Source organism: Pseudomonas putida, from assembly GCF_016406145.1.
Taxonomy (GTDB): Bacteria; Pseudomonadota; Gammaproteobacteria; order Pseudomonadales; family Pseudomonadaceae; genus Aquipseudomonas; species Aquipseudomonas putida_E.
This window is the reverse complement of the sequence record NZ_CP066306.1, coordinates 3,533,366-3,558,969: the sequence shown is the minus strand read 5'-3', so window position 1 is coordinate 3,558,969 and position 25,604 is coordinate 3,533,366. Positions and strand designations below refer to the sequence as shown.

The following is a 25,604-nucleotide window of genomic DNA, read 5'->3' as shown; positions in this document are numbered from 1 at the left end:
AACACAGGCGCGCCGTTTTGATTAGCCTTGCAGTCTGCTTTCACTGCCTGGAACCGCGCCATGATGGATATCGCCGTACTCTCCCTGTTCGCTTTTGCCGCCGGCCTGATCGATGCTGCGGTAGGAGGTGGTGGGCTCATTCAGATTCCGGCGCTGTTCAACGTATTGCCCGCGGCGCAACCTGCGGCCTTGCTTGGCAGCAACAAACTGGCATCGGTGTGCGGCACCGCTTTCGCGGCGCGCTCGTTCATTCGCAAGGTCACCCTGGACTGGGGGTTGATCGTGCCGGCGGCGCTCAGTGCGTTCATCATGTCGTTCGCAGGGGCCGCCACGGTGTCGCTGGTGCCGCCCAGCGTGATGCGCCCGGCAGTGCTGGTGCTGATCGTGCTGATGGCGATCTACACCTTTTGCAAGAAGGATTTCGGCACCTTGCACGCGCCGGCGAAGATCGGCCGCAAGGAGCAATGCCTGGCGGTACTGATCGGCGGCGCCATCGGTTTCTATGACGGCCTGTTCGGGCCAGGTACCGGCAGCTTCCTGATCTTCCTGTTCATTCGCTTTTTCGCGTTGGACTTCCTGCACGCCTCGGCTTCAGCCAAAGTGGTCAACATCGCCACCAATCTCGCGGCGCTGGTGTTCTTCGTGCCATCGGGCAATGTGCTGTACGCCATTGCCTTGCCCATGGCTGCATGCAACGTGCTTGGCGCGCTGACCGGGACCTGGCTGGCCGTGCGCAAGGGCGCAGGCTTTGTGCGCGGGCTGTTCCTGGTCTTGCTGTGTGTGCTGATCGCCAAGCTGTCCTGGGACTTGCTGATGGGCTGAGTCAAATCACCTGGCGCTGCGTCTCTGCCACTTCCACACGATTACGGCCGTGTGCCTTGGCGCGGTACAGCGCCTGGTCCGCACGGGCCAGCAGCTCGTCCAGGGTCGGGGCCGGCTCGTGCCCGGCGCAGCCGTCCAGGCCGATACTGACGGTGATCTGCGGGCGCCCGTCGCCCTTAGCCAGGTGCAGGTCCTGGACTGCTCTGCGCAGCCGTTCGGCAGTGAAGCTGGCCCGCTCCGGTGCCAGGCCCGGCAGTAGTACCACAAACTCTTCACCACCCATGCGCGCCAGCAGCTCGCCGCCGTGCAATTGGTCTTGCAGGGTCCGGGCGAACTGGCGCAGCACCTGATCGCCCACGCCGTGGCCGTGGCGGTCGTTGATCGACTTGAAATGGTCGATATCGAGCATCATCAAGGTCAGCGGTAGGGCCTGTGCGTGTTTTTGCCGGCTGTCGAGCAGGGCGTTGGCGCGGCGGGTGAATGCGCTGCGGGTCAGCGCGCCGGTCAGGTGATCAATGGTGGCCTGGTGCGCCAGGCGCGCCAGCAGGCTGCGATTGGCCTGGCTGACGCACGCGACCACCAGTGGCCCGAGTATCAGCATGGCGATGCCCATTCGGGCCGACATCAGTGTGGTAACCCCAAGCTCGCTTTGCGGCACGCTGAAGTGCATCAGGTTTTGCGCCACCGCGACGATCAGCGTGCTGCCGGCAATCAGTGTCAGAAGCGAAACCAGGAACGGTGAGTAGGTCCACGCACACCACAGCAGTGCTGCGATCGGGAAGGCAATCGCCCCCGGCCCGCCGAAGGCGATGCTGAAGGCCAGCGAGGCCAGCAGCACCAATAAAGGGGCCAGGGCTACAGCCTGGGCGCCGCTGCGCACCAACGCGCGTGCCGATGGTGCCGTTAGTAGTACCGGCAAAAGCAGCACCGCAGTCGAGAACTGTTCGCTGAACCAGGCCAGCCAGGTGGCGCGCAACGATTGCTCGAACCACGGAGTAGCCATGACGCAGGCCAGGCTGGCCGCCACCATGGCACCGGCCGCGCACGCGCCGAATACACTGAGCACCCCATGCGGGCTGCGCATGCGCCGGTGCAGGCGCGGCAGGCGTGACAGCAGTAGCCACACGGTCACCACGACGCTCAGGTTGCACAGGTTGAACCACAGCGCTGGCGGCCAGGCGCTGCCACAGGCCAGGTCGGCGGCGACCATACCCAGCCAGACCAGAGTGAACCCCACCAGGGTGGCTTGGCGCGGGTAGCGCAAGAGTACGCCGGTCAGCACCGCATTGACGGGCCAGAACAGCGACAGGGACTCGATCGGCCGTGCCAGGATACCGCCCAGGGTCAGGGCGAAGGTCAGGCCGAACAGAGCGAAATAGGGCAACACGCGCGATTGGGCTGGATAAACCATAGGCTCGACCGACAAGCGGAAACGGAATCCAGGACAACGGCTCTGGGCACCTGGGGCAATAGCGTCTCAGTGTGTTTCCACGGGCCTCTTAATGTCAATCTGCTGCGATCGCGCAGGATAATGGCCAACATCCTCTGGTGTCATAAACCATAGAACCAAGGCACCATCACCACTGCCACCAGCATCACCAGCACAGTGAAGGGCACACCAACCTTGACGAAGTCGGCGAAGCGGTACTGGCCTGGGCCGAGCACCAAGGTATTCACCGGCGATGAAACCGGGGTCATGAACGCCGCCGATGCGGCCAAGGCCACGATCATGGCGAACGGGTACGGCGATAGGCCTAGCTGGGTCGCGGTGCTGATCGCCACAGGTGCCATCAGTACTGCGGTAGCCGTGTTGGAGATGAACAGACCGATCACCGCTGTGACCATGAACAGGCAGGCGAGCATGGCGATCGGCCCGGCGCCGCCCAACAGGCTGACCAGCCCGCCCACTGCCAGATCGATGCCCCCGGTTTGCTGCAGGGCTTGGGCGAAGGGCAGCATGCCGACGATCAGTACCAGGCTTTGCCAGTGGATGGCGCGGTAGGCGCTGTTCATGTCGATGCAGCGCCCGGCCCCCATCAGCAGGCAACCGATCAATGCGGCGATGACATTGGGTACCACGCCGCTGACCATCAGCCCGACCATCACCGCCAGGCTGATCAGGGCATAGGGTGCCCGGGTACGGGCTGGTGCCACTTGGTCGATCTCGGCAGGCAAGCTCAGTACCAGGAAATCCTTTGGCTGGCTTTGCAGCTGCCGCACCGCTTTCCAGGGGCCGACAACAAGCAGCGTGTCGCCAAGGCGCAGCGGCTCTTCCACCAGGCGCTCGTCGATCGCCGTCTGCTCACGGCGCAAGCCAACCACGTTAAGGCCGTAGCGGGTACGAAAGGCGAGGTCCAGGATACTTTTGCCGACCAGTTGCGAGCCGGGGGGCAGGGAGACTTCGGCCATGCCCAGCTCCTGGGACTGGTCGATGAAATAGGCAGCCTTGAAGTGCAGCGGTTCCAGTTGCATGGTCTGGCACAGGTTGCGCAGGTCGTCGCGGTTGGCGAACAGGTCGAGCAGCAGCACATCACCCTGCTGCAGGACGGTGCTCGAATCGGCGGCGATCACCCGCGTGGTGAACTTGTGCTGACGTTCGATACCGATCACGTTGGCGCCATGCCGGGTGCGCAGCTCCAACTCGCCAAGGGTATGGCCGATCAGCGGCGATTGCGCGCGAATGCGCAGACGCCGCTCCCGGCCGTTGAGCTTATAGTCCAGTACCAGGTCGAGCAGGGTACGGCGGCTTTCCACCCGACCATCCTTGCGTACTTCGCCGTTGAGCCAGTGGCGTGTCAGCAGCATGTAACCAATCCCCAGCACCAGCACCACCAGGCCGAACGGCGTGAAGCTGAAGAAGCTGAAACCTTGCTCGCCGTGGCGCACCAGCTCGCTGTGCACCACCACGTTGGGCGGTGTGGCCACCAGGCTGAGCATGCCGCTGATCAGGCCAGCAAAGCTCAGCGGCATCATCAGGCGGCTTGGCGAAATCTGCAGGCGTGCGGCAATGCTCAGTACCACCGGGATAAAGATCGCAACCACGCCAGTCGAACTCATCACCGAGCCCAGCCCGGCCACCGACACCATCAGCAACACCAGCAGGCGTGCTTCGCTATTGCCGGCCCGGTCGCTCATCCATTCGCCGATGCGATAAGCGATGCCGGTACGCACCAGTCCTTCGCCGATCACGAACAAGGCAGCGATCAATACAACGTTGGGGTCGCTGAAGCCGGCCAGGGCCTGCTCCACGGTGAGGATGCCCGACAGTGGCAGGGCGAGAATCACCAGCAGCGCGACCACGTCCATGCGTGGTCGGTTGATGACGAAGAGGGCGATGACGACAGCCAGCAGGCCGAGGACCCAGAGCAGTTCCTGGTTCATGGGGCGGGGGTGTTCCTTCACTCAAGGGGGCACGAAAGACAGTAGCAGTCAGTGTGGCAGCTTGTGGTGAAGAGGGTGTTGATGAGGGTCAGCGGGGAGCGAGTCTGCCTTATTCAGGCGGCTGGAACTTGCGGGGTCGATGCAGGGGGCGGCAAGCCGGGCCCCTGCAAAGGCTGCGCTGAATCAGTGACGGTGACGGCGATGCTTCTTGCCGTTGTTGTCACCCAGGTGGTTGCCAATGGCACCACCGGCCGCGCCGCCCAGGCCGGCGCCGATGGTCGAGCCGGCCGAACCGCCGACCTTGCCGCCCAACAGCGAACCGCCGGCCGAGCCCAGGCCACCGCCGATGGCGGCTTCGGTGCGGTTGCCCTTGCGCGCAGCCACCGCGCTGCCCGCGGCGCCGCCAAGGCCTGCGCCGACAGCTGCACCAGTGCTGCCGCCGAGCTGTTGGCCGACAACATTACCCAGGACGCCACCCAGGCCACCGCCGATGGCGGCGGTACCGTCACCGGCGAAAGCGCCTTGGCACAGCAGCAGGCCAAGGGCAAGGGAAGGCAAAGTCAGACGCATGATAGGGAGCCTCGGAGATTCATCAGGTTAAGAGTGGGTTGCAAAGACGTGTTAGCGGTAGTCGTGGTCACGGTGGCGGCGATCGTTATCGTCGCGGTCATGCCGCTGATGGTGACGGTGGTCGCGGTCGCCATCGCGCCATCCGCCGTCATCATCGTGGTAGCGATGATGGTGGCAGCCGGCAACTAAAAGAAAAGCGGCAATCAGAGAAAGGCTTGCAAGGCGGGTCATCACGATATAGGTCCTTGATCCGCATAGGTTTACGGGACACTTTCTGAGACTGTGATCGATCAGTTTGGTTTCCTGAACGGGCATTTTTTTGCTGCGCCGACGATGAATGGCGTGCCTGCCGGCTGCTGTTCTGTCCCGCTCGGTCATGGCTCGCCTGCGGTTGGGCGCTTAGACTTGCGCACAGGCCGCAAAGAAGACGGCCATCTGCCACACGGTGAATCATGATGATCGCCCATACACCCACGCTGTTCGCCGCCGTTGCGCTGGTCGCGACCATCCTGGCGTTCTGCCTGTTGCTGGTTGGCCAGTCCAATCGCCAAGACAATCTCTGGCTTACCGCTTGCGGCTTGCTCGCCCACGCGTTGGCCTACGTTTGCTACACCGTTTATGGGCACGCCCCGCTGTGGCTCAGCTATGGGGTGGGCAACAGCCTGCTATCACTGGCCCTGGCGTTCTATTCGGCCAGCCTGTTTCGCGTGCGTGAGCAGGCTGTGCCGTGGCGGCAAGTGTTCATCATTCCCGCCTGCATGTTGGTGGGCCTGATGCTGCTGCTCGACACACTGGAGCCGCGCATGTTGCTGGCGACGCTGGTACTGATGCTGCAGTGCGCGCTGATCCTGTACTGGGTGCGGCGTCACGTCGAGCGGCCGGGCAGGGCGCACCTGTTGCTTCAGATTGGCGCCGTTGTCAGCCTGGTCGGGCTGGGCATGCGTGCGCTTGCAGTGGTCAATGGCACGGCCGTGGAAATGCGCTACGACACCAGCAACCTCAAGCAGAGCATTTCCGTCGCCATCGGTACGGTAACGGTGATGATGTACTCCATCGGCCTGGTGCTGATGGCCAAGGAGCGCAGCGAATCACGCCTTAAGCACCTGGCCTTGCGCGATGTGCTGACGGGCACCTACAACCGTCGGGCGATTCTCGAGCGCTTTGCCGTCGAACTGGACCGCGCCCGTGGCGAACGCAGCAGCTTGGCCGTGGCGATGATCGATCTCGACCATTTCAAGCGTATCAATGACCTGTACGGGCACCTGGCCGGGGACGAGGTGTTATGCCATTGCGTACGCCAGTTGGAGCAGCGCCTGCGCCACGGCGACAGTCTCGGGCGCTATGGGGGGGAGGAGTTCCTGTTGCTATTGCCACACGCCGATCGTGACGGCGCGATGGCAGCCTTGCAAGGCCTGAGGGAGGCCATTGCCCTCAGCCCGGCGCACTTTGCCGGTGACCAGATCACGCTGCGCTTCAGCGTAGGGCTGTGGTGCGGTGTGCCTGGCCCGCACGACACTACCGCGAGCCTGCTTGCCCAGGCTGACGCGGCGCTGTATCAGGCCAAGGCAGCCGGGCGCAACACAGTGCACATGGTGGCGTTGACCGCTGCCGGTTGAGTCAGGACGCCGGGTGGATGGCCAGCACTACGCCGTTGGTGATCTGCACCAGCACATAGTGTTCGCCCATGCGTACCCAATGGCTTTCTTTCTCCGGTGCTGGCAGGCCCTTGGCCTTCCAGTCGGTCAAGGCTTCTTCGTCGCGTTTGTACTGGTCGGGTGCCTTGTCGCCCACTTTGAGTTCGCGGTTGTGGGTTTCTGGTGCGGTAATGCTCTCTTCAGCCGAGGGCGCGGCTGACACCATCATCGGCAGGCAGGGCAGGGTGGCGAGTAGCAGCGAAGGCAAAAGACGAGGTACTTTCATGGCAATCTCCTGTTGATGGCATGCCTTATCTGCGACAACAGCCCCCGCGTGACAATTCACTCGCGATGCTGCGCAGTGCTAGAGTCGCTTTCTTTTTTGCCCCGAGGATGGAACATGCGAGCAATTCTGCCGATGGCTGCGGCGCTGGTATTGGTTGGTTGCGCTTCAGCAGCCATGGATACGGCCCGTGGTGGCAAGCCGACTGCACAGCTCGATTCGCAAAAGGCGCCGGAGCTGGTAGCCCAATGCATCCAGTTCAGCTGGCAGAAAGAGGATGTGTTCGGGGATGACGCTAGCGGCTATCTGGAGTCGCGCAAGCAAGGTGGGCTGACGGTGTATACCCGCGAAGCGGAATCGTTCGTGGATGTCTACCCGCAGGCTGGTGGCACACGGGTGGATTACTACGCACAGAAGAATGACGGCGTGGCGTTGCAGCGGCGGGCGGCGGCGGCCACCTGCCTGTAACGCTTGGCGGTTTGATTTTTACGCCCCTTTGCGTTCCTGGGCTCTGTGGGAGCCGGCAATCCTGCTCCCACAGGGCCGCGACTGCGGGCGCAGTCAGGACAGGTAACCACCATCGACATTGAGTGCGGTGCCGGTGGTGTAGCTGGAGGCATCGCTGGCCAGGTACAGCACGGCGCCGGCCATTTCCTTGGGGTCGGCCACGCGTTTGAGCGGGATCTGCTGCAGTGCGGCGTTGAGGATTGCGTCGTTTTTCACCAGCGCCGAAGCGAATTTGGTGTCGGTCAGGCCCGGCAGCAAGGCATTGCAGCGGATGCCGAACTGCGCGCATTCCTTGGCGAAGACCTTGGTCATATTGATTACCGCTGCCTTGGTCACCGAGTAGATACCCTGGAAGTGGCCCGGTGAAACCCCGTTGATCGACGCCACGTTGATGATGCTGCCACCGCCGTTTTCACGCATCAGCTTGCCGGCTTCAACCGACATGAAGAAATAGCCGCGGATATTGACGTCGACGGTCTTCTGGAAGGCGCCCGGGTCGGTGTCCAGCACATTGCAGAATTGCGGGTTGGTGGCGGCGTTGTTGACCAGCACGTCCAGGCGCCCGAACTGTTCGCGGATACCGGCGAACACCTGCTGGATCTGTTCCAGTTCACCGATGTGGCAGGCCACTGCTGTAGCCCTGCCGCCTGCTGCGATGATCGCATCGGCCACCTGCTGGCAGCCCTCCAGCTTGCGGCTGGAAACGATCACATGGGCGCCTTGCTGGGCCAGCATGTGCGCGATGGCTTCGCCGATGCCACGGCTGGCGCCGGAGACGAAAGCGATCTTGCCATCGAGGTCGAACAGGTGGGTCTTGGACATGCTGTTTTCCTTGTTGTCTGTCGTCAGAGCGTGGACTTGGCTATTACCTGCAGGCTCATCTGCTCCAGCAACCGGTTCATGTGGATGAACTGGGCGAAGCGCTTGTCCTGGGTCTGGCCGTGGTAGAAGCGGTAGTAGATCTGCTGCACGATACCCGCCAGGCGGAACAGGCCGTAGCAATAGTAGTAATCGAAGTTGTCCAGGCGTATGCCCGCACGCTCGGCGTAGTAATCGACGAACTGGCGGCGGGTCAGCATGCCGGGGGCATTGCTCGGCTGGCGTCGCATCAGTTGCACCGGCGCCGGGTCGCTCGCCTCGATCCAGTAGGCCAGGCTGTTGCCCAGATCCATCAGTGGGTCGCCGATCGTGGCCATCTCCCAGTCCAGCACGCCAATGATGCGCATGGGGTTTTCGGCATCCAGGATCACGTTATCGAAGCGGTAGTCGTTGTGCACGATGCCTGGGCGAGGGTGGTCGGCCGGCATCTTTTCGCGCAGCCAGGCAATGACCTGCTCCCAGCGCGGCGCATCGGGTGTCAGGGCTTTTTCGTAGCGGCTGGTCCAACCTTCGATCTGGCGCTGCACGTAGCCTTCAGGCTTGCCCAGGTCGGCGAGGCCGCAGGCCTGGTAGTCGACCTGGTGCAGCTCTACCAGGCGGTCGATGAAGCTTTTGCAGAGGGCTTCGGTACGGGTGGCATCCAGGCTCAGTTCGGCGGGAATGTCCGAACGAAGGATGATGCCGTTTACCCGCTCCATTACATAGAACTCGCCGCCGATCAGGGTTTCATCGGTGCAGTGCGTGTAAGCCTTAGGGCAGTAAGGGAAGCCGCTGTTGAGCTGGTTGAGGATGCGGAACTCACGGCCCATGTCGTGGGCCGACTTGGCTTTCTGGCCGAAAGGCGGGCGCCGCAGCACGAACTCACGGCCTGGGTAAGCCACCAGGTAGGTCAGGTTGGAAGCCCCCCCGGGGAACTGGCTGATGCGCGGTGCGCCTTCAAGGCCCGCGATATTGGCCTTGAGGTAAGGGTCGATGACGGCCGCGTCGAGTTCTTCGCCGGGGCGTACCTGGGTGGACTGGTCGGTGAGCGTCATGCGTTTACCTTATTATCGATCGCAAGGATTATTGGCTAATCTAATGGCCTTGATGCACTGGAACAAGCGTGCCAGGTGCCATATAGGTTTGGGTGTTGCCGGCCGATCACTGCACCGAATGCACACTGGCGGGCAAAAAAAAACCGAAGCCGGTCAGGCTTCGGTTTTCGTCTCGCGCGGTGCGCCCCTCACTCAGGAAGGGAACAGCTCGCTGAGCTTCATCGACAGCATCATGTCGCCTTCAACGCGCAGCTTGCCGCCCATGAACGCCTGCATGCCGTCGGTCTCGCCACTGACGATGCCTTTGAGGGTTTCGCTGTCCATGACCAGGGTGCAGTTGGCGTCCGGGTTCTCGCCTTCCTGCAGGTTGCAGGTACCGTCCTTGACGATCAGGGCGTAGTGCTTGTCTTCGTCGGTGATGTTGAAGCCGAACACCAGGTCCAGGCCTTCGGCTGCAGACGGATTGAACTTCTCTTGCATCTTTTTCACGGCATCAGCTACGGAGGTCATGGCGCATTCCTTATTGAGTGATTTCACGTCCCGAATAGGGACACAACAGGCCGGGCTCATCTAAAGGTAATGAGCTCCGGCACCTTCAACAACTGCACATGGGCCTGGTTATTGAAGGAAGCCAGTGCCACGTCACGGCCGCGGAACTTCAGCTGGCTGAGCGACGTGTTGATTATCTGCCAGTTCAGCGCGAAGGCCTGGCTGGGGGTAATTCCAGTAGTCAGGTGAAGCAGGGCGGCAATGGTGCCTCCCGAGGTGAATACCGCGATGTTGTCGCCACTGCCGGCGCTGTCCAGCACACGTTGCAACCCGGCCTGCACCCGCGCGGTAAACGCCTGCCAGGTTTCCAGGCCGTCGTCGGCATGTTCGCCGGCGTGCCAGCGCTGCACCACCAGGGCGAACAGGCGCTGGAATTCGCTGCGGTTCTGGGCACCATTGCGCAGGATGTGCAGGGCCTGCGGCTCTTCGGCCAGCAGGCCGGGCAGCAGGGCACGGATAACACCGTCGGCATCGAACTCATTGAACGCAGGGTCGGTCTCAATGGCGGGCACCGCGCAGCCATTACCGTGCAATGCCTCCAGTACCAGCCGCGCAGTATCTTGCTGGCGGCGCAGATCACCGGCCACGCATCGGTGAAGGCGCAGGTCCAACCGGGCAAGGTGTTCACCCAGTGCCTGGCTTTGCCGCACACCCACCGGCGACAAGACGTCATAGTCGTCGGCACCGAATGAGGCTTGGCCATGTCGGATGAGGTAGATGTTGCCCACGAAGGTGTCCGGCCGCTTTAAGGTTGCTGCGAGGTTAGGATGCGCCACACGGGCTGTCAACGAAAAAACATACAAGCGTTTGAAAAGGTCGTTTGAACTGTGTTGCCAGCGTTTACCGCAGCTGGCAGCGCTACGGGCACACCGGTATGCTTGCTACAGTTTCGCGCCGTACAGGCGCAGGTTCATAAGGAGTCAACGTGGAGTTTCTTGCCGAATACGCAAGCTTTCTCGCTAAAACCGCCACCCTGGTGATTGCCATCCTGGTGGTGCTGTCTGCCATCGCCGGCTTGCGCGGCAAGGGGCGGCGCAAGGCTGGCGGGCAGTTGCAGGTCACCCGTCTCAACGAATTCTACAAAGAGCTGCGCGAGCGGTTGGAAGCGGGCTTGCTCGACAAGGCCCAGCTCAAGGCCCTGCGCAAGCAGCAGGCCAAAGCGGAAAAACAGCAGAAAAAAGGCAAGGTCGAAGAGAAAGGCCGGGTGTTCGTACTCGACTTCGATGGCGACATCAAGGCGTCCGCCACCGAAAGCCTGCGCAACGAAATCACGGCGCTGCTGACCCTCGCCACCCCGCGTGACGAAGTCGTGCTGCGCCTGGAAAGCGGTGGCGGCCTGGTGCACAGCTACGGCCTTGCGGCCTCGCAACTGGCGCGCATCCGCCAGGCCGGCATTCCGCTGACCGTGTGCATCGACAAGGTAGCCGCCAGCGGTGGTTACATGATGGCCTGTATCGGCGAGAAAATCGTCAGCGCGCCCTTTGCCGTGCTTGGCTCGATCGGCGTCGTGGCGCAGTTGCCGAACGTCAACCGTCTGCTGAAAAAGCACAACATCGATTTCGAAGTACTGACCGCCGGCGAGTACAAGCGCACCCTGACCGTGTTCGGTGAGAACACCGAGAAGGGCCGCGAGAAGTTCCAGGAAGACTTGGACATCACGCACCAGCTGTTCAAGGACTTTGTCGCCCGCTACCGCCCGCAGTTGCACATCGACGAAGTGGCTACCGGCGAAGTCTGGTTGGGTGTCGCCGCGCTAAATCGCAAGCTGGTGGATCAGTTGCAGACCAGCGACGAGTACCTCAGCGAGCGCGCCCGCAACGCCAGCCTGTTCCATGTGCACTATGCCGAACGCAAAAGCCTGCAGGAGCGAATCGGCATGGCGGCGAGCGGTGCGGTTGAGAACGCCGTGGTAGGTTTGTGGAGCAAACTTGGCCGCTTGCGCTAACACGTTGAACCCCTTGAATATTTTTTCTGTTCAGGGGGTTGCAAGGTTGGCGGAATGCAGACATAATGGCGCCCATCGAAACGCAGCAAACTTTGAAAAAGGTTCTACGTTTCAAGGAGATAGAAGCGCAAGCAACTAGATCCGAACTTTGAGGCCGAGTAGCAAAGTGGTTATGCTCCGGATTGCAAATCCGTCTACGCCGGTTCGATTCCGACCTCGGCCTCCACATTCGAAAGCCCCGCAGATTAACGTCTGCGGGGTTTTTCTTTGCGCGCTAGAAAACCTGATCGTTTCCGCATCACAAGGCATCGTTTCCGCATCAGGCCGTTACTTGGTTGGGCTGACCACCTCGCTGACGCGACGATAAACTCGCTTGGTGATCTTCTCATTCGCAGGCCCGAGCCGTCGGTGATGAGCCGAGAGTTGCGCACGCCTTGGAGCTTGCGGCGTTCAAGCAGTGTTTCAATGAGCAGGTCACGGCCGGTCGGCTCACTTTCGATGCGCCCTGCGTGCCCTTTCTATTTGCCGACCGGCCAGGGATTGGTTCTTGTTGAGTACCAATTTATGAGCCGAACAGCTCTCTATCACACGCAAGCGGGTGGGTAGCATGGCGCGACTTCCAGAAGGAACCGTTATCCCTAGCCGTTAATGAGGTGTGCCATGCCCAAGGTCGTTCACTTTCACCGTACCGGTGACGCTGATGTTCTGATTCTCGATGAGGTCGCTGTACCCGCGCCGAAAAGCGGCGAGGTTCAGATCGAAGTAAAAGCTATCGGCTTGAACCGTGCGGAAATCATGTACCGCACTGGGCAGTACGTGATTGATCCCCAGTTCCCGGCGAAGCTCGGCTATGAAGCGGCCGGGATTGTCCGCGCGGTTGGTAGTGACGTCAGCGACGTTGTTCCTGGTGACGCAGTTAGCGTCGTGCCGTCGTTCTCATTCGCTGATTACGGCATGTATGGCGAGGTGGTCAATGCGCCCGCGCATGCTGTCGTCAAGCATCCGTCCAACCTCAGTTTCGTGGAGGCAGCGGCCAGCTGGATGATGTTTGTCACTGCATACGGCGCCCTGGTTGAGTACGGCAATCTAAAGGCTGGCGAAACCGTGCTCATCCCGGCTGCGTCGAGCAGTGTCGGCCTGGCAGCGATCCAGATCGCCAACATGCTAGGCGCCATCCCGGTGGCCCTTACTCGCACAAGTGCCAAGCGCCAGGCGTTGCTGGATGTTGGTGCAAAATATGTAATCGCCACCCAGGAAGAGGATCTGATTGCCGAGGTGGCCGCGATCACCGAGGGCGAAGGCGCGCGTATTGTTTTCGACCCCGTTGGTGGCCCCGAGGCAACCAAGTTGATCAAATCCATGGCCAATACCGGAATCTTCTTCCAGTACGGCGCTCTCGATCATCGCGATATCCCGGTTCCGGTCTTCGACATTCTTGGCAAACACCTGACCGTGCGCGGCTACGAGCTGTTCGAAATCACCACAGATATTCAAAAGCTGGCCAATGCCAAGGCATTCGTTGGCAAAGGCTTGGCAGGTGGTCAGCTCAAGCCCGTCATCGACCAGGTCTTCCCGCTCAATGAAATTGCGACAGCACACCGCCGAATGGAGTCGAATGCGCAAATCGGCAAGATCGTCGTCGTGGTTGACTGAATAGCATCCTGCGGCCGTCAGTCAGGCTGCGGTATGCCATCGCTGCTTGCTACCAAGCAGTGATGGCATATTTTGTTTTGGTGTATGAGAGAGGCCGCCTGGCTTCGCTATCGTCCTTAGTGCAGAGTACGTCTGGCCCAATGTACAGGTAACTGGAAGATCGCGATGAACCTGATCGAAGCCATGCAAATGTTCGTGGCAGTTGTTGAGCATGGCAGCTATACCAAAGCGGCCGAGGCGCTCAATGTGCATCGCCCGGCACTCTCCAAACTCATCCAGAATCTTGAGCACGAATTGGGCGTTCAGCTGTTACACCGCACCACGCGCAGGGTGAACACCACGCCCGCTGGCGATGAGTTCTATGAACGAAGCTTGAAATTACTCGCAGAGCTAGCGGACACGCTGGACTGGTTTTCGCCGGCCCGCCCGCCGCGAGGCAAGCTCAGGATCGACATGCAGACCGTACTCGGCCAGGCGGTGATAATCCCGCGATTGCCCGAGCTCATGGATCGCTACCCTGGCCTGGAAATATCTCTGGCAACCTCTGACAATCTGAATGACCTCATCGCGCAAGGCATCGATTGTTCCGTGCGGCTCGGTGATCTGGATGATTCCAGCCTGGTTGCCAAACGTATCGGCGAGGTTGCTTTGGTGACCTGCGCGGCTCCCGCCTACGTACAGAAGTATGGTTTACCCGGCACGCTGGATGATTTACAGGCGCACTTGGCAGTCAACTTCATGGTTGAGCAGCGCCGCCAGATCATGCCTTGGCGATTCAGGGGCAACGGTAAAATGATCAGTGTAAAGATGCGCAGCGCCATCGTCGTCGACAATGCCGGGGCGTTACTCTGCTGCGCGCTGGCGGGGATCGGGATGGTGCAGGGGTTGCGCCCGGCGTTGCAGCGATACATCGATAGCGGGCGCCTGGTGGAGGTTCTGCCGGATGTTCCAGTCGAGCCGAAGACCGTTTCCGTGCTGTTTCCGGATCGCCGGCACCTGTCCCCCAATGTGCGCGTATTTGTCGAGTGGGTGAGTGCGTTATTCCAAGAGGAAAGGCGTTAGGAATTCTCCGATCAGGTCAGCACGCTAGACGAGGGCAAAATCAGTTACGCAGCCCTTTGCGTCGATTGCCACCGTAAGTACCTGAGGGTCGCTCAGGCCCAGCCCCCCCTCCGTGTAGACAAACGCCCACCGAAGCAATCTCAAGTCACCCCGGCTCTCGCAGTTCTCATACGGGCCAAGCAGCCGCTCCAGCTCGCATGATGTGGATTGCCCGCAGACGATGTATTTCAGTTGCTCTTCAACCTGGGTCGAACTGATGTTGAAGTTCTCAAGCAGCATCTTGTGCTCCAGAGCGGTCATCAGGCGATTTGAATCCGTTTGCATCGTCTTACTACACTCCATAACCAGATCGTAGGTTTGTAGGGCAATTACCAGTCGGGTGGGGATTTTACGCATGGAATGTACTGATTAGTACAAAAAGATGACCAAGGGTCGTGCGCGACCTGATCCCACGCTGCGGCGCCCGGTGGTCTGAAAGTCGGCTGCTTCCTCCAGCAGAGTGGCTTGATCAACGAGCACCCGCTACGGTGAGGTAATCAAGGGGATGCGGACATGGCAGACAAATATGTCGGAAAGATCATTGGTGTCGGCACGGACAACGTGCGGTACGTCATCAACATTTATCAGGACGAGACCGTTGAGCGCTCGCCGCACGGCATGGTTCGGCATGAGGGTTTGAAGCATTTCGAAATGCAGGCCGGTGGGGATGTGAAAAAGATTTCTGAAACCGAGTACGAGATTGTGGCTACGGGTGTAAGGGTGACCGTGCTTGACGCTTAGCATTGAGCGCCCGGCGGCACTGGTCCGCCAGAAAAAGAAAACCCGCCAACAAGTGGCGGGCCCAAAGAACGTGAGAAACAATCTCAGTGTGCCAAGGTTTTTGTCATGAATTCGTGAAGAGCATGTCGTTAGCCTGTAATGCCTGGCTCACTCATGGCTCAGTTCAAGTGCGCTGATTACGCACACCGAAGCATCCCCTGGCGGCGTGTCATTGCTGTAGTCCACCTGGTTGTAGACTCCACCGTGAAAATTCAGCGTCTGCGTCGCCCAGGATGGCGCCAGTTGCAGTGCGGTCGTGGTGCCGCTGCGGCCATTGCTGCTTGCGCTGACCGTGCAAGCGCCATCTTCACTCACCACGATGCTCACATCGAAACGCGCACCCAGCGGCACCTCGGCCAGCACGGTGCTGTTGGCTGGCGTGGCTTGGTTAAAATCTGAACGAAAGCCGACAGTGATTTTGCCTTTGTTCCAGAACACCTTGATTGGCGGGCTGTTATTGTCTTTCACATGCAACTGGGCAATTACCACCTTTTGCGCCAGATTGACCTTCTCCAGGGTCATTGTCTGGTGGTTGCGGTGGCGCGCTGCGCTGCCCAGTGACCAATACACGGGTTCTTTCCATTCGCAGCGTGTGCGGTGAGTACTCTTGCTGGACGCACCCTTGGTCGGCGCGGTCATGCGTATCGAGCCGTCACTCTGGCGTGCAACGACGTTGGTCAGGCTAGCCAAGGCCTGTGCGCCGGTGACTTCCAAGGCAACCGGGTTGGAGGCGGATTTCGGCACCGGAGTGGTGATGATGAGGTTATCAATGTTCACTGCCATGGTTTTCTCCTTGAAAATTCCAACTCTTGCAAGGTTTGCGAGCCTGGCAGATGGGGTGTAAGTTCCAGCGAAGAAGTGTGTCGCTGACGAAAGGCAGGGCAAAAAAAGCCCGCCATTAAGGCGGGCAAGTCACGTTTGAAGGGAGAGCCTGCAGGATGAAGGCTACCGGTTAAGTCAGCATTAACCCCCCATCCATTGACCATGCCAGCCGATGCGCTTATACAGGCGTGCCACTTTCCCAGGAGCGATCATGCGCCACGAAGACGACCTGCACGAGCCTGAACACGATCACCTGCTCGACCACGAATTTCTCTACGACGGCTTCGAACCTGAAGCGGATGCGCAGGGTGCCGAGGATGAGGTCGAGGAGGATGATGCGTTGCTGGATGACCTCGATGATGACGAGAGCGACCATCCAGCCTGGCACGACGACCTGGACGATTGACTCAGCGCCCGTCCAGCGAGAAGCGCCCCGGGCCGCTCACCGCCAGTAGCAGCAAGCCGCCAACAATGCTCAGGTTCTTCAGGAACTGGGTCATGTTGGCGGCTCGTTCAGGGTCGACCATGTTCCAGAACGGATGTCCGATCAGCGCGGTGCCCAGCACGAACAGGGCGAACAGGAAGGCCAGCGGGCGGGTGTAGAAGCCGAGGATCAGGATGATGGCGACGAAGAACTCCATGATCACGGCGACTGCTGCGGCAACCATGGGCGCTGGGGCGCCCAGCGATGTCATGTAGCCGACCGTGCCATCGAAGCCGGTCAGCTTCGCCCAACCGGAAATGACGAAGAGGATCATCAATAGCACACGGGCGATCAGGATGATCACGTCGCGTTGGCCAGCGAAGAGGGAGTAGCGCATGGTGGCATTCCAGTGGATGCAGACAAGCTCCACTTTAGCAGCTGCATGGCGAATTTCCGCCGGGCAGCAAAAAGGCGCCGCAAGGGCGCCTTTTCTGGAAGTATGGTGCGAGTGGCGGGACTCGAACCCGCAAGGCTCACGCCGACAGATTTTAAGTCTGCTGTGTATACCAATTCCACCACACTCGCACGCTTGAGGCCGGTACGCTTCTAAGCAGAAGGCCCTGGCAATCAAGCGCGCTTTATAACCCATTGTTATATTTGAGTCAACTATAGCGCCTATGATCTAAGAAGTGGGGTGGCATTTGCACAGGAGATTGACACCTTACTGTCATTAGGCCACTGTGCCGTTCCTGACTGGATCCAATGAGTACAGCGTCTATGTTCCAAGCCAGTCTTGCCCGTGCTGACGGGTGCATCGTCCGCCCATGCTTGGGGGCTACGCTGACCGAACTCATTGCCGCCCAACCGCTGTGCCTGTGGAGTTTGCATGGTTTCAGCCGACTGCATCGCCCCCCCTGTCATGACCGCCAACCGCTACGAGCAGTTGGTGCAGTCTGTGGTGGACTATGCCATCTATATGCTTGACCCCTCTGGCCGGGTGGTGTCGTGGAATGCAGGCGCCGAGCGGATCAAGGGCTATCGTGCTGACGAAGTTATAGGCCGGCATTTTTCGCTGTTCTTCACGCCCCAGGACTGCGCCGAGGGGCGTCCTGACTATTTGCTCAAGCAAGCCCTTGAGCTGGGCGTGGCGCAGGATGAGGGCTGGCGGGTACGCAAGGACGGTACGCAATTCTGGGCGTTGGCCGCCCTCGATGTGATACGCGATGACCTGGGGCACATCATTGGCCTGGCCAAGGTCACCCGCGATATCACCGATCGGCGCGAATCGGCGCTGCAGCTTGACGCCATCCGTGCCCAGTTGTTCCAAGCGCAAAAGCTCGAGGCGCTGGGCCAGTTGACGGGTGGTTTGGCGCATGACTTTAACAATCTGCTCACCATCATCATGAGTTCGGCCAAGTTGGCATTGAGCAGCCAGGACCCGGCGCGTGTGCAGCGTATGCTGGAGCACATCGTGGATGCCGGCCAGCGTGGTACCAAGCTGACTCAGCAACTGCTGACGTTCGCTCGGCATCGGCAGATGGATGTCGCGATGGTCGCACCTGCCACGGTGCTGGCTTCTACGCGCAGTTTGCTGGAACACGCCTTGCCGAGTGATGTTGAGTTGCAGGAGCGCCTACCAGCTGATTTGCCCATGATCGAAGTGGATGCCGGGCAGTTACAGATGGTATTGCTCAATCTGTTGTTCAATGCCCGCGATGCAATCGGTGAGCACGGCACGATCTGCATTGCGCTCGATTCGCTCGTGCTGACGGGCGAAGTGGAAGGGCTGCATGGCCCGTTCGTGTGCTTTGAAGTGCATGACAACGGAACTGGCATCGACCCCCAAGTGCTGCCGCGCATCTTCGAGCCGTTTTTCACTACCAAGCCTTTTGGCAAAGGTACAGGTCTTGGGCTAAGCCAGGCCTACGGCTTTGCCAAGCAGAGCAACGGCGCAATCACTGTGCAGAGCACGCCCGGCAAGGGCACCTGCATACGCCTTTATCTGCCGGCGTCTGAGCGCGGTGCTGATCCTCAACTCCACAGGTAACCCTTATGGTACAGGCACTCATGCGGCTGATGACGGGGATCGAGGGGCTCGATGCCTTACTCAAGGGTGGATTGGTCGCAGGTGGCTCGTACATCGTTCAGGGGCCGCCTGGCGCGGGCAAGACCATCCTCGCCAACCAGTTGGCCTGTGGTCATGTGCGTGAAGGGGGCCGGGTGTTGGTTGCCACCTTGCTCAGTGAGTCCCATGAGCGGCTTTTTCAGTACCTGGCTACCCTGGAATTCTTTGATCCGGCGCTGGTCGGCGACCAGATCCAGTTCGTCAGTGCCTTCGATACCCTTGAACAAGAAGGGCTAGACGCGGTGGTCAAATTGCTCCGCCAGGAAATTGGCCGCCAGCAGGCCAGCCTGCTGATCGTCGATGGCGTCCTCAATGCCCGGGTACGCGCGGAAACGACACTGGACACCAAGAAGTTCGTATCCGAGCTGCAGGGGCATGCCGCTTTTGCCGGCTGTACCGTGCTGCTGCTGACCAGTGCCCGGCTCGATGAAGGCAGCCCCGAGCACACCATGGTCGATGGCGTGATCGAACTGGGTGAACAACTGCTGGGCAGCCGCGCCGTGCGCCATGTGCAACTGCGCAAGACGCGGGGTAGTGGGGCACTGTCAGGGCGCCATGAATGCCTGATCGACGAGGCCGGGATACATGTGTATCCGCGCCTGGAAGCGCTGTACAGCCACCCCAGCCAGCTGGGCTCGGCCACGCTGAGCCAGGTGACCACGGGCGTAACCGCGCTGGATGAAATGTTGGGGGGCGGGCTGGCCAATGGTTCGGTCAGTTTGTTGATGGGCCCCTCCGGCGTCGGCAAGACGTCACTGGGCCTGGCCTTTCTTGGCGCGGCAACAGCCGAGGCGCCCGCGCTGCATTTCGGCTTCTATGAGACACCTGCAAGGTTGCGCCTGAAGGCTGCCTCCTTGGGTTATGACTTCGCCGCGTTGGAGCGGCAAGGCGCTCTGCAACTGAACTGGCAGCCGACGACCGAGGGTCTGCTCGACCAGGTCGGTGCGCGCCTGCTGGAGCTTGTCGAGCAGCAGGGCAGCAAGCGTGTGCTGATCGACAGCCTGGGTGCATTCAGCCGCCTGGCAACCGATCCTGCACGTCTCAATGCGTTCTTTCGTGCCTTGACCGGCGAGCTGCGCGCACGCGATATCAGCGTCATGCTCACCTGGGAGATGCGCGACCTCTTCGGCTCGGAAATCACCGCCCCGGCCCCCGACCTGTCGAGCATCGTCGATAACCTTTTGCTGATGCGTTTTGTCGAACTGGATTCGCAACTGCGGCGCATGCTGTCAGTGCTCAAGGTGCGTGACAGCCATCACGACCCCGCGCTGCATGAGTTGCGCATCGGGCCGCAGGGCATCCACCTGCACAAGGCTTTCGAGGGCTCATCCGGTGTGCTCTCGGGTACTCCGGTGCCCCAAGGCAGTGGGTGACGGGCCTACTGATGAACACTATCCTGATCGTCGATGACGAATACCTGATCGCCGATATCCTGGGCTTTGCCTTGGAGGACGAAGGCTTTCTGGTGGAAAAGGCGAGCAACGGGCGCAAGGCCTTGGAAGCGTTACAGGAAAAACGCGTGGATCTGGTGATCACCGACTACATGATGCCGGTGCTCAACGGCGAAGAGTTGGTGCTGGCGATCCGCAAAGAGCTACAACTGCCCGACCTTCCGGTGATCCTGATGAGTGGCGCGCAGGCCAGCCAAGGACGCCCGGAGCTGTTCGCTGCGGCGTTCGACAAACCGTTCGACGTGGACAAGTTGATCGCCAAGGTGCGCGAGCTGCTTGGCGCCTGAGGCTCGGGCTGCGGTGTGTACCCAATCGATCAAGCGCGTCCGTGCGGCTTGAAGTGTCGCAATCAGTGTTGGTCGTCGTGCTTTTCCGGGGCAGGGCTGCCGGCCTGGATACGCTTGAAGATTTCTTCACGGTGCACCTGAACATCCTTTGGTGCATCGATGCCAATCCTCACCTGCATCCCCTTCACGCCCAGAATGGTGACTTTGATGTCATCGTTGATGACGATGCTTTCGCCAACCTTACGGGTGAGTATCAGCATGTAGTTCTCCTTGGTGATATCGAAATCCACCCGGCAAGTGCCGCAGTGGTGGGAGCCTGTCCCTCTTCCTTCTCATTAAAGACGCTTTCGGCGGATATTAATTCCCCGTAAGACAAATTCTGTTGTGTGTCTTTAGTTGCAGGTGCCGTTGTAAAACGCGGTAAGCGTCCCGGCGAAGGTGCTCGGTGGCAAGGATAGGGGGCTTCGGCCTTAATGGGAAATTTCTCTGCATGATTACAGGCATAGGCTCACTCAATTGGCTTGTGCTTGCTCCAGTGCCTGCAAAAACAACAGCAACGCCACTTCTTCAGGATCAAGGCCTTTGCGCACACGGCGGCCAGGAAGCTCTGCCAAGCGCCCCAGGGCATAATGCTCCAGCACGGCAGGGTGGATGTAGCAGCGCCTGCACACGGCCGGGGTGTTGCCCAGGCGCGCGGCTACCTGCTTGACGATGTTCGCAACCTGGCGCTTTGCCTCGCTCTCCGGCTCCCAGGCCAGGGGCCTGAGCAGGCTCAGTGCCAGGCTGCTACCTGCCCAGGTGCGGTAATCCTTGGCAGTGAAATCGGCCCCGGTCAGTTGTTGCAGGAACTGGTTGATCTCACTGGACCCAATGCTGTGCCGCTGGCCTTCTTCGTCCAGGTACTGGAACAGCGTCTGCCCCGGCAGCTCCATGCACCGTTTGAGCAGGTTGGCCAGGCGTCGGTCGCGCAGGGTGACATTGTGTTCCACGCCACGCTTTCCGCGGAACTGGAAGCGGATGGTGCTGCCCTCGACCTTGACGTGGCGGTTGCGCAGCGTGGTCAGACCGTAGGATTTGTTGTCGCGCAGGTAGCGCTGGTTGCCGATGCGGATCAGTGTGTGGTCCAGCAGGCTGACCACCAGCGCCATGACCTTTTCCCGGTCCAGCCCTGGGCGCGCCAGGTGTACTTCCAATTGTGCGCGAAGCTTGGGCAAAGCCTGGGCGAAGGACAGCATGCGCCCATATTTGTGCTGGTCGCGCAGCTCGCGCCACTGAGCATGGTAACGGTATTGCTTGCGGCCACGTGCATCGAGCCCTGTGGCTTGCAGGTGACCCTGCGGGTCGGCGCAGATCCACACATCGGTGTACGCCGGTGGTATCACCAGGGCGGCGATGCGCGCCAGCGTCTCGCTGTCGCGCACGCGTTGGCCTTGGGCATCGAGGTAGATGAAACGGTCGCGCCAGCGGCGCCGGCTCAGGCCGGGCTGGCTATCGTCAACGTAATGCAGGCTGGCGGGTAAGGTACAGTCAAGCATGGGCGGCAGGCCTCGATCAGGTCACTGATCAATGGACAGCGGCCGCGCGTACGATGCTCAGCCCAATAGCGCTACCGACTTTATCTGCGCGTACAAAGCTTGCCCCGGGTGCAGGCCGAGCTGGTCCGCCGAGAAGCGGGTGATGCGCGCCAGCAGGGTATTGCCGCCAGCATCCAGGCTGACCAGTACATGTGCGGGGTTGTCTGCCGGGTGCACGTCACGCACCCGCACTGCCAGCCGGTTGAGGATGCTGGAGGCGCCATCTGCCGACAGCGTCAGGCTGACGTCGCGGGCCTGAACCTTGACGCGCAAGGTGCTGCCCATGTTGTGCGCCGTGTGGGTAATGCGCAGCAACGGCGCTTCACTACCAGGCAGGCGCAGGTCGAGCAAACCGTAATGGGGGTCGTGGCCAACCACCACGCCCTCGAACACTACCCCGGCATCGTCGCCCTGGGCCAGCGACAAGTCCAGGCGGGCGAGTGTCTGGCCAATCGGGCCGCTGGCCGTGGCTCTGCCTTGCTCCAGCAGCACCAGGTGGTCGGCCAGCCGCGCCGCTTCATCTTGGGCATGGCTGACGTATACCAGCGGAATGTCCAGTTCATCGTGCAGGCGCTCCAGGTAGGGCAGGATCTCGCGTTTGCGCGGTCCGTCCAGTGCGGCCAGGGGCTCATCCATCAATAACAGGCGCGGGCTGCTGAGCAGCGCGCGGGCGATACCCACGCGCTGGGCCTCGCCGCCCGACAGGGTTGCGGGCCTGCGCTCGAGCAGGTGGCTGATGCCCAGCAGCTGGCAGGCCTGGTCGAGGCTGACCTTGCGCTCGCCGGGTGCAATTCGCCGCCAGCCGAACTCCAGGTTGCCGCGCACCGACAAGTGCGGGAACAGACTGGCCTCCTGGAACACGTAGCCGACCGGGCGCAGGTGTGGCGCCTGGAAATAGCCGCGCGCACTGTCTTCCCAGACTTCACCGTTGACCTCGATGTAAGCGCTCGCGGCCCTTTCCAGGCCGGCCAGGCAGCGCAAACACGACGTCTTACCCGAGCCGGAATGGCCAAACAGCGCGCTGATGCCGCGCCCTGGGAGCTGCAGGTCGACATCCAGAGTAAAGTCGTCACGCGCAAGCTTGAGGCGCGCCACAATCGATCCGGTCATTTCAGCTCCAGCCAGGCTTGCCACGGCGTCCCGCATACAGCAGAAGCAGCACCAGGAACGAGAACACCAGCATGGCACCGGCCAGCCAGTGGGCTTGCGTATACTCCATGGCCTCGACGTGATCGAAGATCTGCACCGAGACCACGCGGGTCTTGTCGGGGATGTTGCCACCGATCATCAGCACCACGCCAAACTCGCCTACGGTGTGGGCGAAACCGAGAATGGTGGCGGTGATGAAACCAGGCCGAGCGAGCGGCAGTACTACATGCACGAAGGTGTCCCACGGGCTGGCGCGCAAGGTGGCGGCAACTTCCAGCGGGCGCTGGCCGATGGCAGAGAAGGCGTTCTGCAGCGGTTGCACCACGAACGGCAGGGAGTACACCGTCGAGCCGATCACCAGGCCAGTGAAACTGAACACCACGCTTCCCAGGCCCAGCGCCTCGGTGGCCTGGCCTATCCAGCCATGCGGGCCGAGCGCGATCAGCAGGTAAAAACCGATCACCGTCGGCGGCAGCACCAGTGGTAGCGCCACCACCGCACCCACCGGACCGCGCAGCCAAGAGCGCGTGCGCGCCAGCCACCAGGCGATAGGCGTGCCGATGAGCAGCAAGATCAGGGTGGTCAGGCTGGCCAGTTTCACCGTCAGCCAGATGGCACCCAGGTCACTGGCGTCCAGTGGCATCAGCGTTCATAACCATAGGATTTGATCAGTGCGGTGGCTTTGGGGCCTTTGAGGTATTCAACCAGTGCCTTGGCCGCCGGGTTGTCTTTGCCCTTGTTGAGAATGACGGCGTCCTGGCGGATAGGGTCATGCAGTTCGGACGGCACGACCCAGGCCGAACCACTGGTGACTTTTCCGTCTTTGTAGATCTGCGACAGGGCGACGAAGCCCAGTTCGGCGTTGCCGGTGGAGACGAACTGGAAGGCCTGGGTGATGTTCTGGCCTTCGACGATCTTGCCCTGGATGGCTTCAGCCAGGCCAAGCTTGGCCAGTACCTGAGTGGCGGCCAGGCCGTAGGGCGCCGCTTTCGGGTTGGCGATGGACAGGTGCTTGTACTGGTTTTTCTTCAATACCTCACCCTTGGCGTCCACGTAACCCTCCTTGGCCGACCACAGGGCCAGGGTACCTATGGCATAGGTGAAGCGCGAGCCGGGGACTATATCCTGTTCCTGCTCCAGCTTCGCCGGGGTGCTGTCATCGGCGGCGAGGAACACCTCGAATGGCGCGCCATTCTTGATCTGTGCGTAGAACTGCCCCGTGGCGCCATAGGCGGCGATCAGCTTGTGGCCAGTGTCTTTCTCGAAGTCCTTGGCGATGGCCTGGATCGGCGCGGTGAAGTTTGCAGCGACCGCAACCTGCACCTCGTCGGCCCAGGCGCTGTTGGTTGATAGCAGGCAGGCCAGGGCAGTGGCGGCCGGGTGGGGCAGGCGGATACGCATGAAGACAGCTCCCTAGGAGTGCAGGTTATCGTTATAGCGGTAACTATATAGCGATAGACCCCAAGCTGAAAGGTGCTGTCTGGCGTCCTGTAGGAGCCGGCACAGCCGGTGCCATACACCACAGCGCCCTTAAACCGGCGCCCCAGGTAAATTCCTAACGCCCAACCAGCGCCAGCGCCTTCTCTGCAATCTCCCGGGTCAACTGTTCAGCCGGCATTGCCTTGCCCAGCCGCAACGCTTGCCCCGCCCACAAATTGCTGAAGTCGCTGCTGCCTTGCGGGTCGGTGATTGCCCGCAACGGCATCAGCGCGCCGCCAGCCAAGGGGAAGTGTGGCGCCAGTTCACTCATCGGCCCCAGCTCGCGCATGAGGCGGTTGTTGATGCCGCGTGCCGGGCGCCCGGTGAACAGGTTGGTCAGGGCCGTGTCGCTGGCCGGTGCACTGTCCAGCGCACGTCGGTGGGCCGCAGATACCTTGGCCTGCGGGCAGAACAGGTAGGCCGTGCCGATTTGCACGGCGCTCGCACCCAGGGCCAATGCTGCAACCAGGCCGCGGTGGTCAGCGATGCCGCCAGCGGCGATCACCGGCAGGTCCACCGCATCGGCAACCTGTGGCACAAGGGCGAAGGTGCCGATCTGGCTGTTGATGTCTTCGCTGAGGAACATGCCGCGATGGCCACCGGCTTCAAAGCCCATGGCAATGATCGCGTCGCAACCGTTGGCCTCCAACCACAGCGCCTCTTCCACTGTGGTGGCACTGGACAGCACCTTGGCCCCGGATGCTTTCACACGCTGCAGCAACGCAGCTTCGGGCAGGCCGAAGTGGAAACTCACCACCTCAGGGCGCAATTGCTCGACCAGCTGGCAGCTGTGCTCGTCAAACGGTGCACGGTTGGAAACCGGTGTGGGGGCCTGGAAGTCGGCGCCAACCTCTGTGTAATAAGGTTGGAGTGCCAGCTTCCAGCGCGTGTCGCGGTCGATGTCGGGGGCGGGCGGCTGGTGACAGAAAAAATTAAGGTTCAGCGGGAGGCCCGGGCAAGCACTGCGAAACGCGACAATCTCGGCGCGCACCTGCTCGCCCGTGAGCATGGCACAGGGCAGGGCGCCCAGGCCGCCGGCCTTGGCCACCCCGATGGCCAGGGGCGAGCCGCTGGCGCCGGCCATGGGCGCCTGGAGGATGGGCAACTCGATGCCCAGCAGATCGAGAATACGACGGTCGGGCCAGTTGCTCATGC

At 61.2% G+C, this 25,604-nt stretch carries 29 protein-coding genes and 2 tRNA genes; 12 read left to right on the top strand and 19 right to left on the bottom strand.

What is annotated here, in order from left to right:
- Window positions 1-60 precede the first annotated feature (60 nt).
- Complete coding sequence (locus JET17_RS16355; RefSeq protein ID WP_012315069.1) at window positions 61-822, top strand: sulfite exporter TauE/SafE family protein; 762 nt, start codon at window positions 61-63, stop codon at window positions 820-822.
- Between the two features lies 1 nt (window position 823).
- On the opposite strand, the gene JET17_RS16350 is transcribed toward JET17_RS16355, so the two are convergent.
- The 4 genes from JET17_RS16350 to JET17_RS27580 all read right to left on the bottom strand — a co-directional run bounded on the left by JET17_RS16350 (window position 824) and on the right by JET17_RS27580 (window position 5,004).
- The gene (locus JET17_RS16350; protein WP_042111554.1) at window positions 824-2,248 is read right to left on the bottom strand and encodes a GGDEF domain-containing protein; all 1,425 of its coding nucleotides are present in this window, start codon (window positions 2,246-2,248) and stop codon (window positions 824-826) included.
- 125 nt (window positions 2,249-2,373) lie between these two features.
- A complete protein-coding gene (locus tag JET17_RS16345; protein ID WP_012315067.1) occupies window positions 2,374-4,203 on the bottom strand; it encodes an SLC13 family permease in 1,830 nt (609 codons plus the stop codon).
- A 183-nt stretch (window positions 4,204-4,386) separates the two neighbouring features.
- The gene (locus JET17_RS16340) at window positions 4,387-4,773 is read right to left on the bottom strand and encodes a glycine zipper domain-containing protein (protein ID WP_012315066.1); all 387 of its coding nucleotides are present in this window, start codon (window positions 4,771-4,773) and stop codon (window positions 4,387-4,389) included.
- 51 nt (window positions 4,774-4,824) lie between these two features.
- Window positions 4,825-5,004 carry a hypothetical protein gene (locus JET17_RS27580; RefSeq protein WP_080516485.1) on the bottom strand — a complete coding sequence of 60 codons (180 nt, stop codon included), beginning with the start codon at window positions 5,002-5,004 and terminating at the stop codon, window positions 4,825-4,827.
- Between the two features lie 224 nt (window positions 5,005-5,228).
- Here JET17_RS27580 and JET17_RS16330 point away from each other — a divergent pair, with 224 nt between their 5' ends.
- Window positions 5,229-6,389 carry a GGDEF domain-containing protein gene (locus JET17_RS16330; protein WP_012315064.1) on the top strand — a complete coding sequence of 387 codons (1,161 nt, stop codon included), beginning with the start codon at window positions 5,229-5,231 and terminating at the stop codon, window positions 6,387-6,389.
- Window position 6,390: 1 nt separating this feature from the next.
- Here the strand turns inward: JET17_RS16330 and JET17_RS16325 are convergent, their stop codons facing one another.
- Window positions 6,391-6,693, bottom strand: coding sequence for an RcnB family protein (locus tag JET17_RS16325; RefSeq protein ID WP_012315063.1), 303 nt, complete (start codon window positions 6,691-6,693; stop codon window positions 6,391-6,393).
- Window positions 6,694-6,807: 114 nt separating this feature from the next.
- On the opposite strand from JET17_RS16325, the gene JET17_RS16320 reads away from it, so the two are divergent.
- Complete coding sequence (locus JET17_RS16320) at window positions 6,808-7,158, top strand: hypothetical protein (RefSeq protein ID WP_012315062.1); 351 nt, start codon at window positions 6,808-6,810, stop codon at window positions 7,156-7,158.
- 93 nt (window positions 7,159-7,251) lie between these two features.
- On the opposite strand, the gene JET17_RS16315 is transcribed toward JET17_RS16320, so the two are convergent.
- The 4 genes from JET17_RS16315 to JET17_RS16300 form a co-directional block, all read right to left on the bottom strand.
- Window positions 7,252-8,019 (bottom strand): SDR family oxidoreductase, encoded by a 768-nt coding sequence (locus JET17_RS16315; RefSeq protein ID WP_012315061.1) that lies wholly within the window; start codon window positions 8,017-8,019, stop codon window positions 7,252-7,254.
- A gap of 23 nt (window positions 8,020-8,042) precedes the next feature.
- Complete coding sequence (locus JET17_RS16310) at window positions 8,043-9,110, bottom strand: phosphotransferase family protein (protein WP_012315060.1); 1,068 nt, start codon at window positions 9,108-9,110, stop codon at window positions 8,043-8,045.
- 192 nt (window positions 9,111-9,302) lie between these two features.
- Window positions 9,303-9,620 (bottom strand): SCP2 sterol-binding domain-containing protein, encoded by a 318-nt coding sequence (locus JET17_RS16305; RefSeq protein WP_012315059.1) that lies wholly within the window; start codon window positions 9,618-9,620, stop codon window positions 9,303-9,305.
- 56 nt (window positions 9,621-9,676) lie between these two features.
- Complete coding sequence (locus JET17_RS16300; protein ID WP_012315058.1) at window positions 9,677-10,387, bottom strand: histidine phosphatase family protein; 711 nt, start codon at window positions 10,385-10,387, stop codon at window positions 9,677-9,679.
- Window positions 10,388-10,584: 197 nt separating this feature from the next.
- On the opposite strand from JET17_RS16300, the gene sohB reads away from it, so the two are divergent.
- The 4 genes from sohB to JET17_RS16280 all read left to right on the top strand — a co-directional run bounded on the left by sohB (window position 10,585) and on the right by JET17_RS16280 (window position 14,319).
- The gene (gene sohB, locus JET17_RS16295) at window positions 10,585-11,604 is read left to right on the top strand and encodes a protease SohB (RefSeq protein ID WP_012315057.1); all 1,020 of its coding nucleotides are present in this window, start codon (window positions 10,585-10,587) and stop codon (window positions 11,602-11,604) included.
- 152 nt (window positions 11,605-11,756) lie between these two features.
- Window positions 11,757-11,830, top strand: a tRNA-Cys gene (locus JET17_RS16290).
- 434 nt (window positions 11,831-12,264) lie between these two features.
- Complete coding sequence (locus JET17_RS16285; protein WP_012315056.1) at window positions 12,265-13,257, top strand: zinc-dependent alcohol dehydrogenase family protein; 993 nt, start codon at window positions 12,265-12,267, stop codon at window positions 13,255-13,257.
- A gap of 165 nt (window positions 13,258-13,422) precedes the next feature.
- A complete protein-coding gene (locus JET17_RS16280) occupies window positions 13,423-14,319 on the top strand; it encodes a LysR family transcriptional regulator (RefSeq protein ID WP_012315055.1) in 897 nt (298 codons plus the stop codon).
- 24 nt (window positions 14,320-14,343) lie between these two features.
- On the opposite strand, the gene JET17_RS16275 is transcribed toward JET17_RS16280, so the two are convergent.
- Window positions 14,344-14,715: a hypothetical protein gene (locus JET17_RS16275; protein ID WP_039601981.1), complete on the bottom strand. Its 372-nt coding sequence runs from the start codon at window positions 14,713-14,715 to the stop codon at window positions 14,344-14,346.
- Window positions 14,716-14,871: 156 nt separating this feature from the next.
- On the opposite strand from JET17_RS16275, the gene JET17_RS16270 reads away from it, so the two are divergent.
- Window positions 14,872-15,099: a hypothetical protein gene (locus JET17_RS16270; RefSeq protein WP_039601980.1), complete on the top strand. Its 228-nt coding sequence runs from the start codon at window positions 14,872-14,874 to the stop codon at window positions 15,097-15,099.
- A gap of 147 nt (window positions 15,100-15,246) precedes the next feature.
- Here JET17_RS16270 and JET17_RS16265 read toward each other — a convergent pair whose 3' ends face one another.
- The gene (locus tag JET17_RS16265) at window positions 15,247-15,921 is read right to left on the bottom strand and encodes a polysaccharide lyase family 7 protein (protein WP_012315053.1); all 675 of its coding nucleotides are present in this window, start codon (window positions 15,919-15,921) and stop codon (window positions 15,247-15,249) included.
- A gap of 250 nt (window positions 15,922-16,171) precedes the next feature.
- Between JET17_RS16265 and JET17_RS16260 the strand changes: the two genes are divergently transcribed.
- The gene (locus tag JET17_RS16260) at window positions 16,172-16,366 is read left to right on the top strand and encodes a hypothetical protein (RefSeq protein WP_012315052.1); all 195 of its coding nucleotides are present in this window, start codon (window positions 16,172-16,174) and stop codon (window positions 16,364-16,366) included.
- Window position 16,367: 1 nt separating this feature from the next.
- Here the strand turns inward: JET17_RS16260 and JET17_RS16255 are convergent, their stop codons facing one another.
- Window positions 16,368-16,781 carry a DoxX family protein gene (locus tag JET17_RS16255; protein WP_012315051.1) on the bottom strand — a complete coding sequence of 138 codons (414 nt, stop codon included), beginning with the start codon at window positions 16,779-16,781 and terminating at the stop codon, window positions 16,368-16,370.
- 103 nt (window positions 16,782-16,884) lie between these two features.
- Window positions 16,885-16,969 (bottom strand) — tRNA-Leu (locus JET17_RS16250).
- A 301-nt stretch (window positions 16,970-17,270) separates the two neighbouring features.
- Between JET17_RS16250 and JET17_RS16245 the strand changes: the two genes are divergently transcribed.
- Genes JET17_RS16245 through JET17_RS16235 form a run of 3 tightly spaced genes read left to right on the top strand, consistent with a single transcriptional unit; the run spans window position 17,271 to window position 20,247 of the window.
- Complete coding sequence (locus tag JET17_RS16245) at window positions 17,271-18,431, top strand: two-component system sensor histidine kinase NtrB (protein ID WP_012315050.1); 1,161 nt, start codon at window positions 17,271-17,273, stop codon at window positions 18,429-18,431.
- A gap of 5 nt (window positions 18,432-18,436) precedes the next feature.
- Window positions 18,437-19,882, top strand: coding sequence for an ATPase domain-containing protein (locus JET17_RS16240; protein WP_012315049.1), 1,446 nt, complete (start codon window positions 18,437-18,439; stop codon window positions 19,880-19,882).
- Window positions 19,883-19,893: 11 nt separating this feature from the next.
- Window positions 19,894-20,247, top strand: coding sequence for a response regulator (locus tag JET17_RS16235; RefSeq protein WP_012315048.1), 354 nt, complete (start codon window positions 19,894-19,896; stop codon window positions 20,245-20,247).
- Between the two features lie 62 nt (window positions 20,248-20,309).
- On the opposite strand, the gene csrA is transcribed toward JET17_RS16235, so the two are convergent.
- The 6 genes from csrA to JET17_RS16205 all read right to left on the bottom strand — a co-directional run bounded on the left by csrA (window position 20,310) and on the right by JET17_RS16205 (window position 25,602).
- Window positions 20,310-20,507 (bottom strand): carbon storage regulator CsrA, encoded by a 198-nt coding sequence (gene csrA, locus JET17_RS16230; RefSeq protein ID WP_012315047.1) that lies wholly within the window; start codon window positions 20,505-20,507, stop codon window positions 20,310-20,312.
- 252 nt (window positions 20,508-20,759) lie between these two features.
- On the bottom strand, window positions 20,760-21,782 hold the full coding sequence (locus JET17_RS16225; RefSeq protein ID WP_012315046.1) for a DNA topoisomerase IB: 1,023 nt from the start codon (window positions 21,780-21,782) through the stop codon (window positions 20,760-20,762).
- 57 nt (window positions 21,783-21,839) lie between these two features.
- Window positions 21,840-22,931: a molybdenum ABC transporter ATP-binding protein gene (gene modC, locus JET17_RS16220; RefSeq protein WP_012315045.1), complete on the bottom strand. Its 1,092-nt coding sequence runs from the start codon at window positions 22,929-22,931 to the stop codon at window positions 21,840-21,842.
- A gap of 1 nt (window position 22,932) precedes the next feature.
- On the bottom strand, window positions 22,933-23,613 hold the full coding sequence (modB, locus tag JET17_RS16215) for a molybdate ABC transporter permease subunit (RefSeq protein ID WP_012315044.1): 681 nt from the start codon (window positions 23,611-23,613) through the stop codon (window positions 22,933-22,935).
- Window positions 23,613-24,371, bottom strand: coding sequence for a molybdate ABC transporter substrate-binding protein (gene modA, locus JET17_RS16210; protein WP_012315043.1), 759 nt, complete (start codon window positions 24,369-24,371; stop codon window positions 23,613-23,615). Before modA ends, modB begins: the two co-directional genes overlap by 1 nt.
- A gap of 154 nt (window positions 24,372-24,525) precedes the next feature.
- Complete coding sequence (locus tag JET17_RS16205) at window positions 24,526-25,602, bottom strand: NAD(P)H-dependent flavin oxidoreductase (RefSeq protein WP_012315042.1); 1,077 nt, start codon at window positions 25,600-25,602, stop codon at window positions 24,526-24,528.
- Between the last annotated feature and the right edge of the window lie 2 nt (window positions 25,603-25,604).

Bases quoted from the DNA above. Each gene is read 5' to 3' on its own strand.
- JET17_RS16355 (WP_012315069.1), top strand. From the start codon at position 61: ATGATGGATATCGCCGTACTCTCCCTGTTCGCTTTTGCCGCCGGCCTG.
- JET17_RS16345 (WP_012315067.1), bottom strand. From the start codon at position 4,203: ATGAACCAGGAACTGCTCTGGGTCCTCGGCCTGCTGGCTGTCGTCATC.
- JET17_RS16340 (WP_012315066.1), bottom strand. From the start codon at position 4,773: ATGCGTCTGACTTTGCCTTCCCTTGCCCTTGGCCTGCTGCTGTGCCAA.
- JET17_RS27580 (WP_080516485.1), bottom strand. From the start codon at position 5,004: ATGACCCGCCTTGCAAGCCTTTCTCTGATTGCCGCTTTTCTTTTAGTT.
- JET17_RS16330 (WP_012315064.1), top strand. From the start codon at position 5,229: ATGATCGCCCATACACCCACGCTGTTCGCCGCCGTTGCGCTGGTCGCG.
- JET17_RS16325 (WP_012315063.1), bottom strand. From the start codon at position 6,693: ATGAAAGTACCTCGTCTTTTGCCTTCGCTGCTACTCGCCACCCTGCCC.
- JET17_RS16320 (WP_012315062.1), top strand. From the start codon at position 6,808: ATGCGAGCAATTCTGCCGATGGCTGCGGCGCTGGTATTGGTTGGTTGC.
- JET17_RS16315 (WP_012315061.1), bottom strand. From the start codon at position 8,019: ATGTCCAAGACCCACCTGTTCGACCTCGATGGCAAGATCGCTTTCGTC.
- JET17_RS16310 (WP_012315060.1), bottom strand. From the start codon at position 9,110: ATGACGCTCACCGACCAGTCCACCCAGGTACGCCCCGGCGAAGAACTC.
- JET17_RS16305 (WP_012315059.1), bottom strand. From the start codon at position 9,620: ATGACCTCCGTAGCTGATGCCGTGAAAAAGATGCAAGAGAAGTTCAAT.
- JET17_RS16285 (WP_012315056.1), top strand. From the start codon at position 12,265: ATGCCCAAGGTCGTTCACTTTCACCGTACCGGTGACGCTGATGTTCTG.
- JET17_RS16280 (WP_012315055.1), top strand. From the start codon at position 13,423: ATGAACCTGATCGAAGCCATGCAAATGTTCGTGGCAGTTGTTGAGCAT.
- JET17_RS16275 (WP_039601981.1), bottom strand. From the start codon at position 14,715: ATGCGTAAAATCCCCACCCGACTGGTAATTGCCCTACAAACCTACGAT.
- JET17_RS16270 (WP_039601980.1), top strand. From the start codon at position 14,872: ATGGCAGACAAATATGTCGGAAAGATCATTGGTGTCGGCACGGACAAC.
- JET17_RS16265 (WP_012315053.1), bottom strand. From the start codon at position 15,921: ATGGCAGTGAACATTGATAACCTCATCATCACCACTCCGGTGCCGAAA.
- JET17_RS16260 (WP_012315052.1), top strand. From the start codon at position 16,172: ATGCGCCACGAAGACGACCTGCACGAGCCTGAACACGATCACCTGCTC.
- JET17_RS16255 (WP_012315051.1), bottom strand. From the start codon at position 16,781: ATGCGCTACTCCCTCTTCGCTGGCCAACGCGACGTGATCATCCTGATC.
- JET17_RS16245 (WP_012315050.1), top strand. From the start codon at position 17,271: ATGGTTTCAGCCGACTGCATCGCCCCCCCTGTCATGACCGCCAACCGC.
- JET17_RS16240 (WP_012315049.1), top strand. From the start codon at position 18,437: ATGGTACAGGCACTCATGCGGCTGATGACGGGGATCGAGGGGCTCGAT.
- JET17_RS16235 (WP_012315048.1), top strand. From the start codon at position 19,894: ATGAACACTATCCTGATCGTCGATGACGAATACCTGATCGCCGATATC.
- csrA (WP_012315047.1), bottom strand. From the start codon at position 20,507: ATGCTGATACTCACCCGTAAGGTTGGCGAAAGCATCGTCATCAACGAT.
- JET17_RS16225 (WP_012315046.1), bottom strand. From the start codon at position 21,782: ATGCTTGACTGTACCTTACCCGCCAGCCTGCATTACGTTGACGATAGC.
- modC (WP_012315045.1), bottom strand. From the start codon at position 22,931: ATGACCGGATCGATTGTGGCGCGCCTCAAGCTTGCGCGTGACGACTTT.
- modB (WP_012315044.1), bottom strand. From the start codon at position 23,613: ATGCCACTGGACGCCAGTGACCTGGGTGCCATCTGGCTGACGGTGAAA.
- modA (WP_012315043.1), bottom strand. From the start codon at position 24,371: ATGCGTATCCGCCTGCCCCACCCGGCCGCCACTGCCCTGGCCTGCCTG.
- JET17_RS16205 (WP_012315042.1), bottom strand. From the start codon at position 25,602: ATGAGCAACTGGCCCGACCGTCGTATTCTCGATCTGCTGGGCATCGAG.